General features: G+C 65.0%; 10 protein-coding genes. 4 read left to right on the forward strand and 6 right to left on the reverse strand.

Annotated features, from left to right (window positions below; genetic code table 11):
• Nucleotides 1-187: 187 nt before the first annotated feature.
• Complete coding sequence (locus LJ362_RS17135; RefSeq protein WP_413774213.1) at nucleotides 188-838, reverse strand: AAA family ATPase; 651 nt, start codon at nucleotides 836-838, stop codon at nucleotides 188-190.
• Nucleotides 839-916: 78 nt separating this feature from the next.
• Complete coding sequence (locus LJ362_RS14880) at nucleotides 917-1897, reverse strand: ABC transporter substrate-binding protein (RefSeq protein WP_413774259.1); 981 nt, start codon at nucleotides 1895-1897, stop codon at nucleotides 917-919.
• Nucleotides 1898-2080: 183 nt separating this feature from the next.
• On the opposite strand from LJ362_RS14880, the gene fepB reads away from it, so the two are divergent.
• The gene (fepB, locus tag LJ362_RS14885) at nucleotides 2081-2638 is read left to right on the forward strand and encodes a Fe2+-enterobactin ABC transporter substrate-binding protein (protein ID WP_264799801.1); all 558 of its coding nucleotides are present in this window, start codon (nucleotides 2081-2083) and stop codon (nucleotides 2636-2638) included.
• 75 nt (nucleotides 2639-2713) lie between these two features.
• Nucleotides 2714-3106: a hypothetical protein gene (locus LJ362_RS14890; RefSeq protein WP_264799802.1), complete on the forward strand. Its 393-nt coding sequence runs from the start codon at nucleotides 2714-2716 to the stop codon at nucleotides 3104-3106.
• A gap of 143 nt (nucleotides 3107-3249) precedes the next feature.
• Here LJ362_RS14890 and LJ362_RS14895 read toward each other — a convergent pair whose 3' ends face one another.
• Both LJ362_RS14895 and LJ362_RS14900 read right to left on the reverse strand, forming a co-directional pair.
• Nucleotides 3250-4518 (reverse strand): alpha-hydroxy acid oxidase, encoded by a 1269-nt coding sequence (locus LJ362_RS14895; protein WP_264799803.1) that lies wholly within the window; start codon nucleotides 4516-4518, stop codon nucleotides 3250-3252.
• Between the two features lie 90 nt (nucleotides 4519-4608).
• A complete protein-coding gene (locus LJ362_RS14900) occupies nucleotides 4609-6297 on the reverse strand; it encodes an L-lactate permease (protein WP_264799804.1) in 1689 nt (562 codons plus the stop codon).
• Between the two features lie 239 nt (nucleotides 6298-6536).
• Here LJ362_RS14900 and LJ362_RS14905 point away from each other — a divergent pair, with 239 nt between their 5' ends.
• Entirely contained in the window at nucleotides 6537-7322 is a 786-nt protein-coding gene (locus LJ362_RS14905; protein WP_264799805.1) for a FadR/GntR family transcriptional regulator, read from the forward strand.
• A gap of 79 nt (nucleotides 7323-7401) precedes the next feature.
• Here the strand turns inward: LJ362_RS14905 and LJ362_RS14910 are convergent, their stop codons facing one another.
• Together LJ362_RS14910 and LJ362_RS14915 are read right to left on the reverse strand one after the other, a co-directional pair.
• Nucleotides 7402-11061: an efflux RND transporter permease subunit gene (locus LJ362_RS14910; protein WP_264799806.1), complete on the reverse strand. Its 3660-nt coding sequence runs from the start codon at nucleotides 11059-11061 to the stop codon at nucleotides 7402-7404.
• 337 nt (nucleotides 11062-11398) lie between these two features.
• Nucleotides 11399-12577: a CobW family GTP-binding protein gene (locus LJ362_RS14915; protein WP_264799807.1), complete on the reverse strand. Its 1179-nt coding sequence runs from the start codon at nucleotides 12575-12577 to the stop codon at nucleotides 11399-11401.
• A 229-nt stretch (nucleotides 12578-12806) separates the two neighbouring features.
• On the opposite strand from LJ362_RS14915, the gene LJ362_RS14920 reads away from it, so the two are divergent.
• On the forward strand, nucleotides 12807-13208 hold the full coding sequence (locus tag LJ362_RS14920) for a Fur family transcriptional regulator (RefSeq protein ID WP_264799808.1): 402 nt from the start codon (nucleotides 12807-12809) through the stop codon (nucleotides 13206-13208).
• Nucleotides 13209-13213: the final 5 nt, after the last annotated feature.

The following is a 13213-nucleotide window of genomic DNA, read 5'->3' on the forward strand; positions in this document are numbered from 1 at the left end:
GACTCGAATGTGTGCGATCGGGCGGCTCCGGTTCTTGAGTCAGAACCACTCGACCGCACACATTGAGCCAACCGGACTCAAGTATTCTCTTCGAGGTTCCGACCGTCAAGTCGGCCTCATCAAAGTTGCGTACATCAGACTCAACTTTGCTGAGGATGGTTTTATTCCGGCGGGAGAGGATTTCTTTTCAGACAGCCGCTGTGGCATCGAGCAGGCCGAGAACATCATCGACAACAGCGTCCCGATGCGACAGCACGACACGACCCCAAGGCTCACCGTCACCGAGGCTGTCACCACGAAGGACGCGTTCGCGCAGCTCGACCCAGCGCCTCCAATGACGGTCGAAGGCGCGTCGTCTCACGACCCTCTTCCGCTGCTCCTGACCACGAAGCGCGGACTCTCGATCCGTATCGATGAAGACGATCATCGGTCGATATCCGAGAATCCCTGCAAGGCCCACAATGAGTCGGCGACTCCATCGGCGGGTGCCCGGATCATGGATGACCAGCGGTCTGCCGCACTTGTTGAGCATGAGCGCGAGCACGCAGAGATGGGCAATAGTGTGAAGAATCGGCCGGACAAGCGCGTACGGCAACCACGGCATCCACTGACGCAGCCGACGTCGCAGGTTCTCCGGGTCCGCCGACCGCACCTGAGGTGATCGGCCTCGTAATACTCTGAGCGCCTCCGTCTTGCCCGCCCCGGGAACCCCGGCGATGACAATGAGAGGAGTCGCACCAGCACCGTCCGATGCGCCGCCGCCTTCGCGCTCTCCTGCGTAACGGTCGAGCTGCCCGACGCTCCCGTCGTCGCCTCTCGCCTGGACTGCTGATCCCATGGTGACCTCTCCGAGTCAGATATTGAGAGTCAGCATAGAGGCGATTTCTTCGCCGTCACTGCGAAGTCCCTCGGAGATTCACTCGCCGAGGTGGTCCTCCAGATCGTCGAGGATCTGACCGGCCCCGGTCGGACCGAGGCCGAGGAACCAGACATCGTCATTGACGCGGATGACCTTGCCGTCCTTGACCGCGTCGAGACCCTTCCATTGGCTCGATTCGAGTGCCTTCTTCTCCCCGGTCGCCTCCGGATCGCCGTAGCTGGTGTAGAAGACATAGTCGCCGGCCGCCTGGTCGAGGTTCTCCGGGGAGATCTCGACGGCGAGCTCGTCGACGTCCTGGTTCTTCGGACGCTTGAACCCGGCATCGTGGAGGATGACTCCGATGAGCGACTGATTCGCGTACAGACGGAGGCGGCCAGGCATGAAACGCACGAGCGAGATCGTCGGGTCGCCGTCGACGGAGTCCTTGAGCTCCCCAGCCTCGCGAGCGTATTCCTCAAGCTCATTCGTCGTCTCGTCTTCCATGCCCATCGCCTCACCGACGAGGCGGAAGTTCTCCTTCCACGGGAAGCCGGGACGAATCGAGAACACCGTCGGGGCAATGGAGTCGAGTTCGTCATAGAGTTTGTCGGCGCGCAGTTGGCTGCCGAGGATGAGGTCGGGCTCGAGTGAGGCGATCTTCTCAAGATCAAGCTCCTGAATCGTGCCGACCGTCTCGACTCCCTTGACCTGGTCTTCGAGATAGCTCGGCACCGGGCTGGCACCTTCGGTCGTCACCATGCCGACGGGCTTGATGCCCAGCGATAGGACATCGTCTAGCTCTCCCGTGTCGAGAACGACGACGCGCTCGGGCTTCTTCTCGATCTCCGTGGTGCCATTGGCATGCTTGACCGTCCGCGGGAAGACCCCGTCCTCGGCATCGCTGCCGAGCTTCGCAGTCTCCTCATCAGCCGTGCCGAAGGCCTCGCCTCCTGTCGCGACATCTTTGTTGCCGACGTCGCCATCGGCACCCTTGTCGTCCTCGGCGGCACAGCCGGCAGCGAGCAGGGCAATGGTCATAGCGGAGGCTGCCACGGCGACCGCCCGATTCTTCAGAGTCGATTTCACGAAGATGAGCCTACCCTAAGTGTTCACCCCCGATCGACATGCCGCACCTTCCGCAGAATCTCACCACCGATGCAGTTTCCCGGGCCTACTTAGGTTAGGCTCATCTAAGCAAGCGAACATTCTCGTAAGGCCCCCATGTCCCCCGTCAAGCTCGGCAGCACACGCGTATCTGCCGCAGTCACCCTCATCGCCGCCCTCAGCCTCAGCGCCTGCGGCGGGTCCGGCTCCTCCGAATCCGGCAATGCCGCCGCCGACGGTCAATGGCCCCTGACGATCACGGACGATACCGGCCGCGAAGTGACCATCAACGAGGCACCCGAATCGATCGTCTCCACCTCGGTGACCCTCACCGGCAGCCTCCTCGCCGTTGACGCACCGGTCACTGCCTCCGGCGCCACTATGCCCAACTCTCCCGTCGCCGACGACCAGGGCTTCTTCACACAGTGGAGCGACGTCGCGAAGGAGAAGGACGTCAAGGCCCTCTATCAGGGCGACCCCGATGTCGAGGCCGTGCTCGCCGAGGAACCCGATCTCATCGTGGTCTCGAAGACCGGCCAAGATTCAGCGAACGCCATCTACGACCAGCTCAGCGACATCGCCCCGACCGTCGTCATCGACTACGGCGACAAGGACTGGCAGGAGGTCACCACCAAACTCGGCGAGGTGACCGGCCACGAGGTTGAGGCGAAGTAGGTCAACGACGAATTCGGCTCCCGCGCCGAGGAGGTCAGATCCGCCATTGATGCTCCAGGTCAGCCGGTCACCGGCATGATCTTCAACGAGAAGGCCAAGGGCGGAGGATCCGGGGCGAGCGCGAACATCTGGACACCGGAATCCGCGCAGGGCAAGCTCCTCCAAGAGGTCGGCTTCGAACTCGCCGAGGTCCCCGAAGGCACAGCCGGCCAGGGCGAGATGGGCAAACGCGCCGATATCGTCGAAGTCACAGGTGAGAACCTGTCGAAGGCCGTCACCGGCGAATCCGTGTTCCTGTTCAACGCGAACGAGAAGACCGCCGCGTCGTATGCGAAGAACTCGCTCGTCGAGAGCACACCGGCCCTGAAGAACGATGCCGTCTACGCGATGGGCATCGACTCCTTCCGACTCGACTATTACTCCGCTACGAACGTCCTCGACCGCGTCGAGGACGAATTCGGCAAGTGAACACCTGAACCCGAAACGGACGGCCGGCAACGGGGATACTTCTCGCTGCCGGCCGCCGGACTGGTGCAGGAAGGGCCACGTGGGCTCTCCGGGCGGGGCCGCCTCGGTGATCTGATTGACCCCGGCGGGGCCGCCTCGGCGAATCAGCCCTTGGCCGGGCGGGAACTGATGATCTCCGCGCGCTCGTCGCGGTTGAACTGACGCAGCTGGGTCACGTGTGAGGGGTTGAGCTCGGAGACATCGGCGACCTGGAGCAGGCGCATGGTGCGCTCGACCTGCTCACCGAGGATCTCGATCGTCCGGTCTACGCCTTCCCGACCGCCGGCCATGAGACCGAAGAGGTAGGCGCGGCCGACGAGGGTGAAGTCCGCGCCGAGCGCCAGGGAGGCGACGATGTCGGCGCCGTTGCGGATTCCGGTGTCGATGATGATCTCCACGTCCTTGCCGATCTCACGAGCCACCTCGGGGAGGAGCTCGAAGGGAACGGGTGCCCGGTCGAGCTGACGTCCGCCGTGGTTGGACAGGACGATCGAGTCGACGCCGAGGTCGGCGAGCTTCTTCGCGTCCTCGAGCGTCTGCACGCCCTTGACGGAGAACTTACCGGGCCACATGGCACGGATCTCGGCGAGGTCGTCGAAATCGATCGAGGGATCCATTGCCGAGTCGAGGAGCTCGCCGACCGTTCCGCCGGTCTCCGACAGGGAGGCGAACTCGAGCTTCGGGGTGGTCAGGAAGTCCCACCACCACCAGGGACGCGGGATGGCGTTGAGGATCGTCTGCGGGGTCAGCTGCGGCGGAATGGAGAAGCCGTTGCGGGTATCGCGCAGTCGGGCGCCGGCGACGGGGGCGTCGACGGTGAAGAAGAGAGTGTCGAACCCGGCGTTCTTCGCCCGCTCGACGAGGCCGTAGGAGATGTCGCGCTGCTTCATCACATAGAGCTGGAACCAATTGCGCCCGTGCGGGTTGGTCTTCTTGACGTCCTCGATCGAGGTCGTGCCCAGCGTCGAGAGCGTGAACGGGATGCCCGCAGCCCCCGCGGCTCCGGCGCCGGCGGTCTCACCCTCGGTCTGCATGAGTCGGGTGAAGCCGGTCGGCGCGATGCCGAAGGGCATGGCCGAGCTGCCGCCCATGATCTGGGTCGAGGTGTCGACGTTCGTGACGTCCTTGAGGATCGAGGGGTGGAACTCGATATCGCGGAAGGACTGGACCGAGCGCTCCATCGAGATCTCACCCTCGGCGGCCCCATCCGTGTAGTCGAACGCCGCGGCCGGGGTCCGGCGCTTCGCGATCTTGCGCAGGTCCTCGATTGTCAGCGCATTCTCCAAGCGGCGCTTCTTCGGGTCGAGTTCGAACTTCTTGAACTTCATCAGCTCGAAGATCTCGGCCGGCTGAGGAATCTGCCTCTTGACCATGTAAATCGCTCCTTTGGTTAGGCGGGGTTGATGAGCAATGGGTGGTGGTTGGTGCGGGCGGTGCGGGTGGCGTGACTGCGCGGCGCGGCCTCAGGAGCCGGGGACCATCCAGGACAGCACCGTCGACTGGAGTCCGACGAGCAGACACATGACGACGAGCATGCCCAGGGACCAGCCGATGACGCGGCGGAGGATCGAGGCCTCCCTGCCGAGCAGGCCGACGGCGGTGGCCGCGATGGTGAGGTTCTGCGGGCTGACCATCTTGCCGAGGACGCCGCCGGAGCTGTTGGCACCGACGAGCAGCAGCGGGTTGAGCCCGGCCTCGTGTGCGGCGGTCTGCTGCAGGGTCGCGAACAGTGCGTTCGCCGAGGTGTCCGAACCGGTCACGGCAGTGCCCAGCCAGCCGAGGATCGGTGAGAGGAAGGCGAAGAAGGCTCCGGTGCCGGCGATCCAGGTGCCGATAGTGATCGTCTGGCCCGAGAGGTTCATGACATAGGCCAGCGCGAGAACGGAGCCGACGGTGAGGATCGAGAACTTCATCTTCACGACGTTGACGATGAACACATCGACGGCGTCCTTCGCCGACATCTTGTACACGATCGCCACGATGACGCCGGAGATGAGCAGCAGAGTGCCCGGTGAGGACAGCCATTGGAAGTTGTACACCGTGCTTGTCGAGACTTCGCCGGCGGCGTTGAGGATGGTCCCGTGCAGTCCGGGCCACGGGATCTTCACATCGGTCGATGCCAGCCAGTCGTTCAGCGCCGGCACGAGTTTGGCCACGGAGAAGATGACGATCACGAGCAGGTACGGGAAGAGCGCGAGGAAGACTCGAGACCCGGTCAGCGGCGCGGTCTCCTTCTTCACATCGGTGGCCACGGCGGCGGAGGCACCGCCGGCATCAGGAGCATCGGCACCTTCGTGTTCGCGCTCATCGGCCATGCGGTCGAGTGCGTCCTGGCCGCCCTTCGGCTTCCAGAAGCGCAGCATGATGACAACCGCGGCGAGACCGACGAGGGAGGCGATGATGTCGGTGAGTTCGACGGAGAGGAACGTGGCGGAGACCCACTGGGCGAGGCCGAAGGCGATGCCCACGACGAGGGCCAACGGCCAGATCTGCTTCAGCCCGCGTCGTCCGTCGACGAGCAGAACGAGGAAGAGCGGCACGACCGCAGCGAGGAACGGGGTCTGGTGGCCGACCATGGCGCCGATGTCCTGGTAGTCGATCCCCGTCAGGGCGCCAGCGGTGATGATCGGGATGGCGATGGCGCCGAAGGCCACCGGTGCGGTGTTGGCCACGAGGACGACGACCGCGGCACGCATTGCGGTGAAGCCGACGGCGACGAGCATGACACCGGTGATCGCCACCGGGGCACCGAATCCGGCGAGCGCTTCGAGGAGTCCGCCGAAGCAGAAGGCTACGATGATGGCCTGGATGCGCGGGTCATCGGAGATGACGTTGATGACCAGCCGCAGGTCCTCGAAGTGCCCCGAGCGCACGGTCAGTTCGTAGAGCCAGATCGCTGTGATGACGATCCACATGATCGGGAACAGTCCGAAGGCGAACCCCTGCGTCGCCGAGAGCGCGGCGAGTCCGACTGGCATTCCGTAGGCGGCGATCGCGACGATGAGAGCGACGCCGACGGCGGTCAGTCCGGCCCAGTGGGCCTTCCATTTGAGTGCGCCGAGGGTGACGAAGATCGTAAGCAGCGGCAGGATCGCCAGCAGGGATGACCACAGAAGGCTGTCGGCCACTGGTGCGATTTCAGGTGTGTACATGGTTTCTCCAAATCGGCCGGGCCTGCCCACATCGGGTCCGTTCCCCTGTGAACGTGCTCCGAACTCGAATGTTCGAAATTTTCAGTATGGCCTTTATGAGGTCAGACCATTAATCTGAGCATAGGACGAAGGTGTGATCTGCGTCAACTGTTTTCTTCCGGAGGCGGTTCCGGTCACACCCCCACGAGCAGAACGACGAGCAACGAGAGGCATGACATGATGGCGCGGTGGAGACGACCATGAATGATGATACGAACGAGGTCCGCCCGGAGCAGACGGGCAGCGCCGAGGCGGCCGCGGGCCCCGAATGGAAACCCGTGAGTCGGGCGAGCACCTATGAGCTCGTCATCGATGCCGTCGAAGAGCAGATCATGACCGGCTCGCTGGGCGTCGGAGATCCCCTCCCGGCCGAACGCGACCTGGCGATGAAGCTCGGCGTCAGTCGCGCCAGTGTGCGCGAGGCGCTGCGCGTGCTCGACAGCCTCGGCGTCGTCCGGTCTTCGGGCGGGTCCGGCCGCGGTGCCGGCACGTTCATCGCTGCAATGCCCTCGGCAGCGCTCACACGCTTCCTCCGCCTTCACGTCGCGCTCACGAACTTCAGCATCGATGACGTGACGGAGACGCGCATCCAGCTCGAACGCTCCAGCGCGATCCTCGCGGCGACCCGAGCCGATAAGGACGCACTGGCAGAGGTGAATGCACAGCTGGCGATGATGGACACTCCCGGGATCAGCCTGGAGACCTTCAACGACGCGGACACCGCGTTCCACGTCGCCATCGCTCAGGCGGCTGGAAATCAGCTGTTCTCCGACCTCACCGGGGCCATCCGCACCTCTCTGCGGAAGTCGATCTTCTCCTCGTTCAGCCGCGTCGACGACCAGCAGGCGCTGATGGCGAAGCTGCAGTCCCAACACCACGGGATCATGGACGCCATCACCGCCGGTCGCGCCGAGGAGGCTGCGGCCCTGACCGAAGAGCACATCCGCTTCGCCGCCTCACGCCTACCCGGCCTCTCAGACACCTGACCCTCCCCAATTACTACCTGACGGCGGCCCAGCAACCTGGCGCGAGGTTGCTGGGCCGCCGTCAGGTAGTAAGGGGTGGTCAGTGGCCGTCGGAACGCTGGGCCACCTCGGCGGTTTCCGCTTCGATCCGCGCTTGGTTCTCGGCCCGCTTCTTGGCGCGCTTCTCTTCCTTGTGCTCCGCTCGGACCTCTTTGCGTCGTTCGACGAGGAGGTAGAGGGCGGGAACGAGGATCAATGTGAGCACCGTCGACGAGGTGAGCCCGCCGATGACGACGATCGCCAGGGGCTGCGAGATGAACACTCCCCCACCGGTCAGCCCCAGCGACATCGGCACGAGGGCGAAGATCGTCGCGGCCGCGGTCATGAGGATCGGGCGCAGGCGCAGTCGGGTGCCGTGGACGATCGCGTCCATGAGGTCGAGTCCGTCCTCCCGCAGCTTGTTGATGAGGTCGATGAGCACGATCGCGTTCGTCACGACGATGCCGATGAGCATGAGCAGACCGATGAGTGAGGGAATGCCCAATGGTGTGCCGGTCGCCAGCAGGAGCAACACGGCTCCGGTCGTTGCGAACGGAATCGACACCAGCAGGATGAGCGGCTGGACGAAGCTGCGGAAGGTCGCGATCATCACGAGGAACACGAGCACGATCGCCACGGCCATCGCCATTCCGAGCTGACCGAACGATTCCGCCTGCTCCTGACTGGCACCGCCGACGTCGAAGCTGACTCCGTCGGGCAGATCCATGGTCTCGGTCAGGTCAGTGGCCGCGGCGGTGACCGTTTCGAGCTGGCCGCTGGACGGGGTTGCGAACACGGTGACCTTCCGGTCTCCGTCGGCGCGGTCGATCGTCGCCGGGGTCTCGGTCTTCTTCACCTCCGCGATCTCGTCGACGGTGATCGGCTCACCCTTGATGTCGGGGATGGCGGCCTGCTCATCGGCAAGCGCCTCTTCCTCCTCCTGGCTCCGCTCCTGTTCACGCTGGCCGTCGACGAGGTCGTCGATGGCGTCGTTGGCCTCCTTCAGCCCCTTCTCTGCCTGTTCGACCCCTTCGCGGGCCTGTTCCACCTGGTCGGCAGCCATGTCGCCCGGGCTCGGAGCCGGCGGCGGATTCTCGGCATCGCGCAGGGCCTTGCGGGCCTGTTCGAGCTGGTCGGCGGCGTTGTCACGGGCTTCACGGGCGGACTCAAGCTGCTCGGCCGATTCGTCAGCAGCCTTGCGCTTGGCCTCCTCGGCGCGGGCATCGGTTTTCTCCTCGACCCGGTCGGTCGCATCCTCCTGGGCGTTCTGCGTCTGCACCTCGGTGACGGGCAGTTCGAGAGCACGGATCTCGTCCGGGGTCGCATCCGGATGAGTCGGAGCGAGGGTGATGTCGCGCTCCTGGCCATTGAGGGTGATGGTGCCGGCCTCGACACCGTGGAGTGCGGCGGCGATGGCCTGCCCGACCTCAGCCTGGCTGAATCCGTAGTCGGCGGCTTTCTCCCGATCGACGTCGACCTCGATGACCGGCTGATCGGCCGCGAGGTCGTTGCGGGCGGACTGTACGCCGTCGGTGTCCGCCATCTTCTTCGTCACCTCGTCGGCAGCCTTTCGCAGCGCCCCCAGGTCGGTGCCCGAAAGGGTGACCTCGACGTCCTCGCTGACGGAGCCGCCAGCGTCCTGGACGTCGATCTCGCCCGCGTCCTTCCCGAGGTCGTCGAGTCGGGTGCGGAGGCGGTTCGTCGCGACCTCGGCCTCGGAGTCTTCGGCCAGGGTGACGTTGAACTGGTTCTCCGCTCCGGATTCCGGGCCGTTGACCGTCGTCGAGTAGGTGTCGACGTCCGGATCATCGCCGAGCACGGCTTCCACGCGCTTCGCGGCCGTGTCACCGGCTTCGAGCGAAGCGCCGGCGGGGAGGGTCTGCGTGATGTACACGGAGTTCTGCCCGGCCGATCCGAGCAGGTCCGTCTTGAGGAAGGTCGCGCACATCATCGTGACAACGAAGATGACGACGGAGAAGGCGATGGTCCTCCAGGGGTGGTGCAGGGCCGAGATGATCGCCGGCAGGCTGCGCTGCTGGAGGCGATCAACTCGACCGGAGGCCTCACCGTTTCCGGGTGCGGGAGCGACGACGGGTTCGACGGTCGCGTCCGGCAGCGGGTCCTTGCCCTTGGCCGCGCGTTTGGCGTTTTTCTTCTCGATCGCCTTCTGGCGGCGTTCGGCACGGGCCACCGAGCGGCGGTGCTGCTTGGCCGCCCACAGCTCATAGCTGCGGTCGGTGGCGGCTTGCCGTTTGGGCGAGAGCGGTTTGGGGCTGCGGCGCAGGACCCAGTAGCTGAACACGGGGACGATCGTCAGCGCCACGACGAGGGAGGCCAGCAGTGCCAAGGACACGGTGACGGAGAAGGGCCGGAACAGCTGTCCGGCGATGCCGTCGACGAACGCGATGGGCAGGAACACGGCGACGGTGGTCAGAGTCGAGGCGGTGATGGCACCGGCGACCTGCTTGACGCTGGCGACGATGTCTTCGACCGTCAGGTCGCTCGTGCCCTGGCGTCTCCGGATGTTCTCGATGACGACGATGGAGTCGTCGACGACGCGGCCGACAGCGATCGTCAGGGCGCCCAAAGTGAGGATGTTCAGCGTGTAGTCGCCGACCATGAGGCCGATCATCGCGATGAGCAGCGACATCGGGATCGAGATCGCGGCGACGATGGTCGAACGGAACGAGCCGAGGAAGGCGAGGATGACGAAGATCGCGAAGATCAGGCCGAGTCCGCCTTCGACGGAGAGGTCGTGGATCGACTTCTCGATCTCCGGAGCCTGATCGAAGATCGTCGAGAATTCCGTGTCCTCGCCGAGCTTCGGACCGACCTTGTCGAGGGTGTCGGCGACCTTGTGGGAGACGTCGACGACATTGGCGTCCTGGTCTTTGGTCACCGACACAGTCACGGAATCCCTGCCGTCGGCACGGGACAGGGAGGTCTTCTCGACCGAGTCGAGGTCGACGTCGGCGACCTCACCCAGCAGTACGGTGCCGTCCGCGGTGCGCAGAGGCGTCTTCTCGATCTGTTCGACGGCGCCGACCTCAGCACCGACCTCGACGGCCATCGACGGGTCGCCCTGTGAACTTTGGCCAGCGGGAACGACAGTGCCGGCGGCTTCGAGCTCATCGGGCACGGAGGATTCGACGACGTTCTTCTCCGCCACGTCCTCGGGGCGGAAGGTGATGGAGACTCGCTGCTCGTCCTGGCCGGTGACCTCGACGTTCGAGACTCCGTCGAGAGCGCGGAGTTCGGGGACGAGGTCGGTCTCAAGACGGTCACCGAGGGTGGCGGAGTCTCCACCGGAGACGGCGAACATCGTCACCGGGACCTCATCCATCTGATACGACAGCACCTCGGCTTCCGCATCGGCGGGCAGGTCGGACTTCACTCCGTCGACGGCCGAGCGGACGGCGTCGGTCATCTCTTCGGAGTCCTTGCCGAAGGGCCAAGTCACCTCGGCGGTCATCATCCCCGACGAGGTGGAGGTGGTCACCGATTCGAGCTCTCCGACCCCGTCGAGCGCGGTTTCGAGGGGCTTGGTCACAGTCTCCTCGATGACCTCCGGAGAAGCGCCGGGGACGGTAGCCTGCACCGAAGTGCCGGGCAGGTCGACCGAGGGCATCGTCTCCTGGTTGAGTGAGGTGGTCGCGACGATGCCGAAGACGGCGATCACGAGGGTGAGCAATCCGACGATGAGGCGGTTCTTCAGACTCATCCGGGTGATCAGGTGCACAGGGGTCCTCCGGGTTCGGGGGTGTGAGCAGGGCGCTCCAGTCAGTCTTCCAAGCGGATCGCCTCAGCGGATCGCCCAAAAGTAGGCAACGATGTCCCCCAAAAGGATGAATTCTCACTGCTGTTCCCGGCAGGTCGATCACGGCCGTTCGGTCGGGCACGTTCCGACCCTAGAAGTGGTCACGGGTGCCCGGCACGGGAGTTGTCCCCCAGACCACCCTCAGGAAACACGGAGGAAAACCGGAGGATCCCCTCCCCTTGCTACCTGACGGCGGCCCAGCAACCTGGCGCGAGGTTGCTGGGCCGCCGTCAGGTAGCAATTAGGTGTGGAGGCGGACGTGGTGGAGGAGGCGTTCGGAACGGTCACTGCCTGATGCCGCGACATCCGGGCCTCCGGCGGCGTCGCTGTTGAGGGCGGCGGTCAGAGTGGCTTCGGCCGCCTCGGTGTCGAAGTCCTCACCGATGGCGACGAGGACACTGTCGGCATCCGGCCGATCACCGTTCTCCGCACTCGAGGATGGAGTCTTCGGGACAGGTCGGGCCGCCTCGGCGACGTAGACGTTCGGGCCCACTGCCTGCACATCGAAGCTGCGTCGGCGGGATCCCACAGCCGCGAGCACGCTGCCTTTCACCCGGTAAACCCCGGGCGGGAGGTCTTCGACGAAATCCATCACCGCATCCGGATCGACAGGACCGCTGCCGGTGACGGTCACCGACTGGGCATGTCGATGCGGCAGGCATTCCGCGTCGGCCTCGTCGTCACCGAGCTCGTCGGCCGCCGCCTCGGCGTAGGCCTGACGCAGCAGTTCCCGGATCGGCAGCTCAGGTTGAATCGGGTCGTCACCGTCGTCGGAGCCGCTTCGGCGAGGATCCTGCTCTCCTTCGCCCGGGTCGAAGATGAGAGTGGGGTCGAGGCGGGCGTGGTGGGTGCCGATGACGATGACGCGCGGATTGCGTTCGTGGACGCGGGCGCGCACGGCCTCGACCGTGGTCCCACGGTCGGCCACCGGCACCTGGTCGAGCTTGTTGACCAGCACCAATGTCGTCGCGGCGAAGCGCAGGGGCGGCAGGCTCGAGGTATCGATGGTGTCGAAGTACATGGTGGCGTCGACGACGTCGATGACCCCACCGAGGTGGAATCGGTGGTGGCCCATGCGCGTGATCATGCGGGCCAGGGTCAGGGGCTCGGCGAATCCGCTGGCCTCGACGATGATTGCGTCGAGGCGCAGCTTGGGGTTCGTCATCGCCACGAGCGCGTCTTCGAGCTCGGAGTCATCGGTCAGGCAGCACACGCATCCACCCGAGATCGACAGCGGTTCGTCGACCTGGCCGACGACGAGTCCGGCGTCGATGTTGAGGTCGCCGAAGTCGTTGACGATGACGCCGATGCGGGCGTCAGGGTGGCGCAGCAGGTGGTTGAGCAGGCTCGTCTTTCCGGCACCGAGGTAGCCGGTGAGCAGGATGACCGGGATCGCCGGTCTGCGGGTGGGGCCGCTCATTGCGCCTCCTCGGTGGTCGTGCTCGCTTTTCGTGCTCGGTGGTTCGACCGCACGGGTTCCGCTGTGCCTGCGGGCCCCGTTCTCGGTACGGGGTCAATCGTAGAGGTGTGGGCGAATCGCCCGTTAATGGTAACGTGTTTCATTATTTCTCTCGCATATGCACGCTCATGCATATGCCCCTGTGGCGTCGACGATGAGTTCGACAGAGACGATAAGGGAGGACTTCCCCATGGCAGCTCCGCAGAAGAAGACGCGCAGCACCGCACAGAAGGTGCTCATCCGCTCCGCTTTGGAGACGGAGACCCGCTTCGTCTCCGCCAAACAGCTCCACCGCCGCCTCGAAGACGAAGGAGCCAGCGTCGGCCTCGCCACCGTCTACCGGCAGCTCAATGCGCTCGCACGCGGCGGCGATGCCGATACCATCACCATCGCCGAGACCCAGCTCTTCCGCGCCTGCGCACAGACCGAGCACCATCACCACCTCGTCTGCGAGCACTGCGGCACCGCCGTCGAGATCGACCCGCCGAGCGAGGACTGGATGCGTCAGATTGCGGCGTCGAACGGCTTCGAGATCACCCACCACGTCTTCGAGATCTTCGGCCTGTGCGGCGAATGCCGGGCGGCCGGCTGAGCGCA

It is taken from the genome of Brevibacterium sp. JSBI002 (genome assembly GCF_026013965.1).
GTDB lineage: Bacteria > Actinomycetota > Actinomycetes > Actinomycetales > Brevibacteriaceae > Brevibacterium.

What these genes read in the sequence shown, in the direction of transcription:
- LJ362_RS14890 (WP_264799802.1), top strand. Translation starts at nt 2,714, where the DNA reads ATGATCTTCAACGAGAAGGCCAAGGGCGGAGGATCCGGGGCGAGCGCG.
- LJ362_RS14900 (WP_264799804.1), bottom strand. Translation starts at nt 6,297, where the DNA reads ATGTACACACCTGAAATCGCACCAGTGGCCGACAGCCTTCTGTGGTCA.
- LJ362_RS17135 (WP_413774213.1), bottom strand. Translation starts at nt 838, where the DNA reads ATGGGATCAGCAGTCCAGGCGAGAGGCGACGACGGGAGCGTCGGGCAG.
- LJ362_RS14910 (WP_264799806.1), bottom strand. Translation starts at nt 11,061, where the DNA reads ATGAGTCTGAAGAACCGCCTCATCGTCGGATTGCTCACCCTCGTGATC.
- LJ362_RS14880 (WP_413774259.1), bottom strand. Translation starts at nt 1,897, where the DNA reads ATGACCATTGCCCTGCTCGCTGCCGGCTGTGCCGCCGAGGACGACAAG.
- LJ362_RS14895 (WP_264799803.1), bottom strand. Translation starts at nt 4,518, where the DNA reads ATGGTCAAGAGGCAGATTCCTCAGCCGGCCGAGATCTTCGAGCTGATG.
- LJ362_RS14905 (WP_264799805.1), top strand. Translation starts at nt 6,537, where the DNA reads ATGAATGATGATACGAACGAGGTCCGCCCGGAGCAGACGGGCAGCGCC.
- LJ362_RS14915 (WP_264799807.1), bottom strand. Translation starts at nt 12,577, where the DNA reads ATGAGCGGCCCCACCCGCAGACCGGCGATCCCGGTCATCCTGCTCACC.
- fepB (WP_264799801.1), top strand. Translation starts at nt 2,081, where the DNA reads ATGTCCCCCGTCAAGCTCGGCAGCACACGCGTATCTGCCGCAGTCACC.
- LJ362_RS14920 (WP_264799808.1), top strand. Translation starts at nt 12,807, where the DNA reads ATGGCAGCTCCGCAGAAGAAGACGCGCAGCACCGCACAGAAGGTGCTC.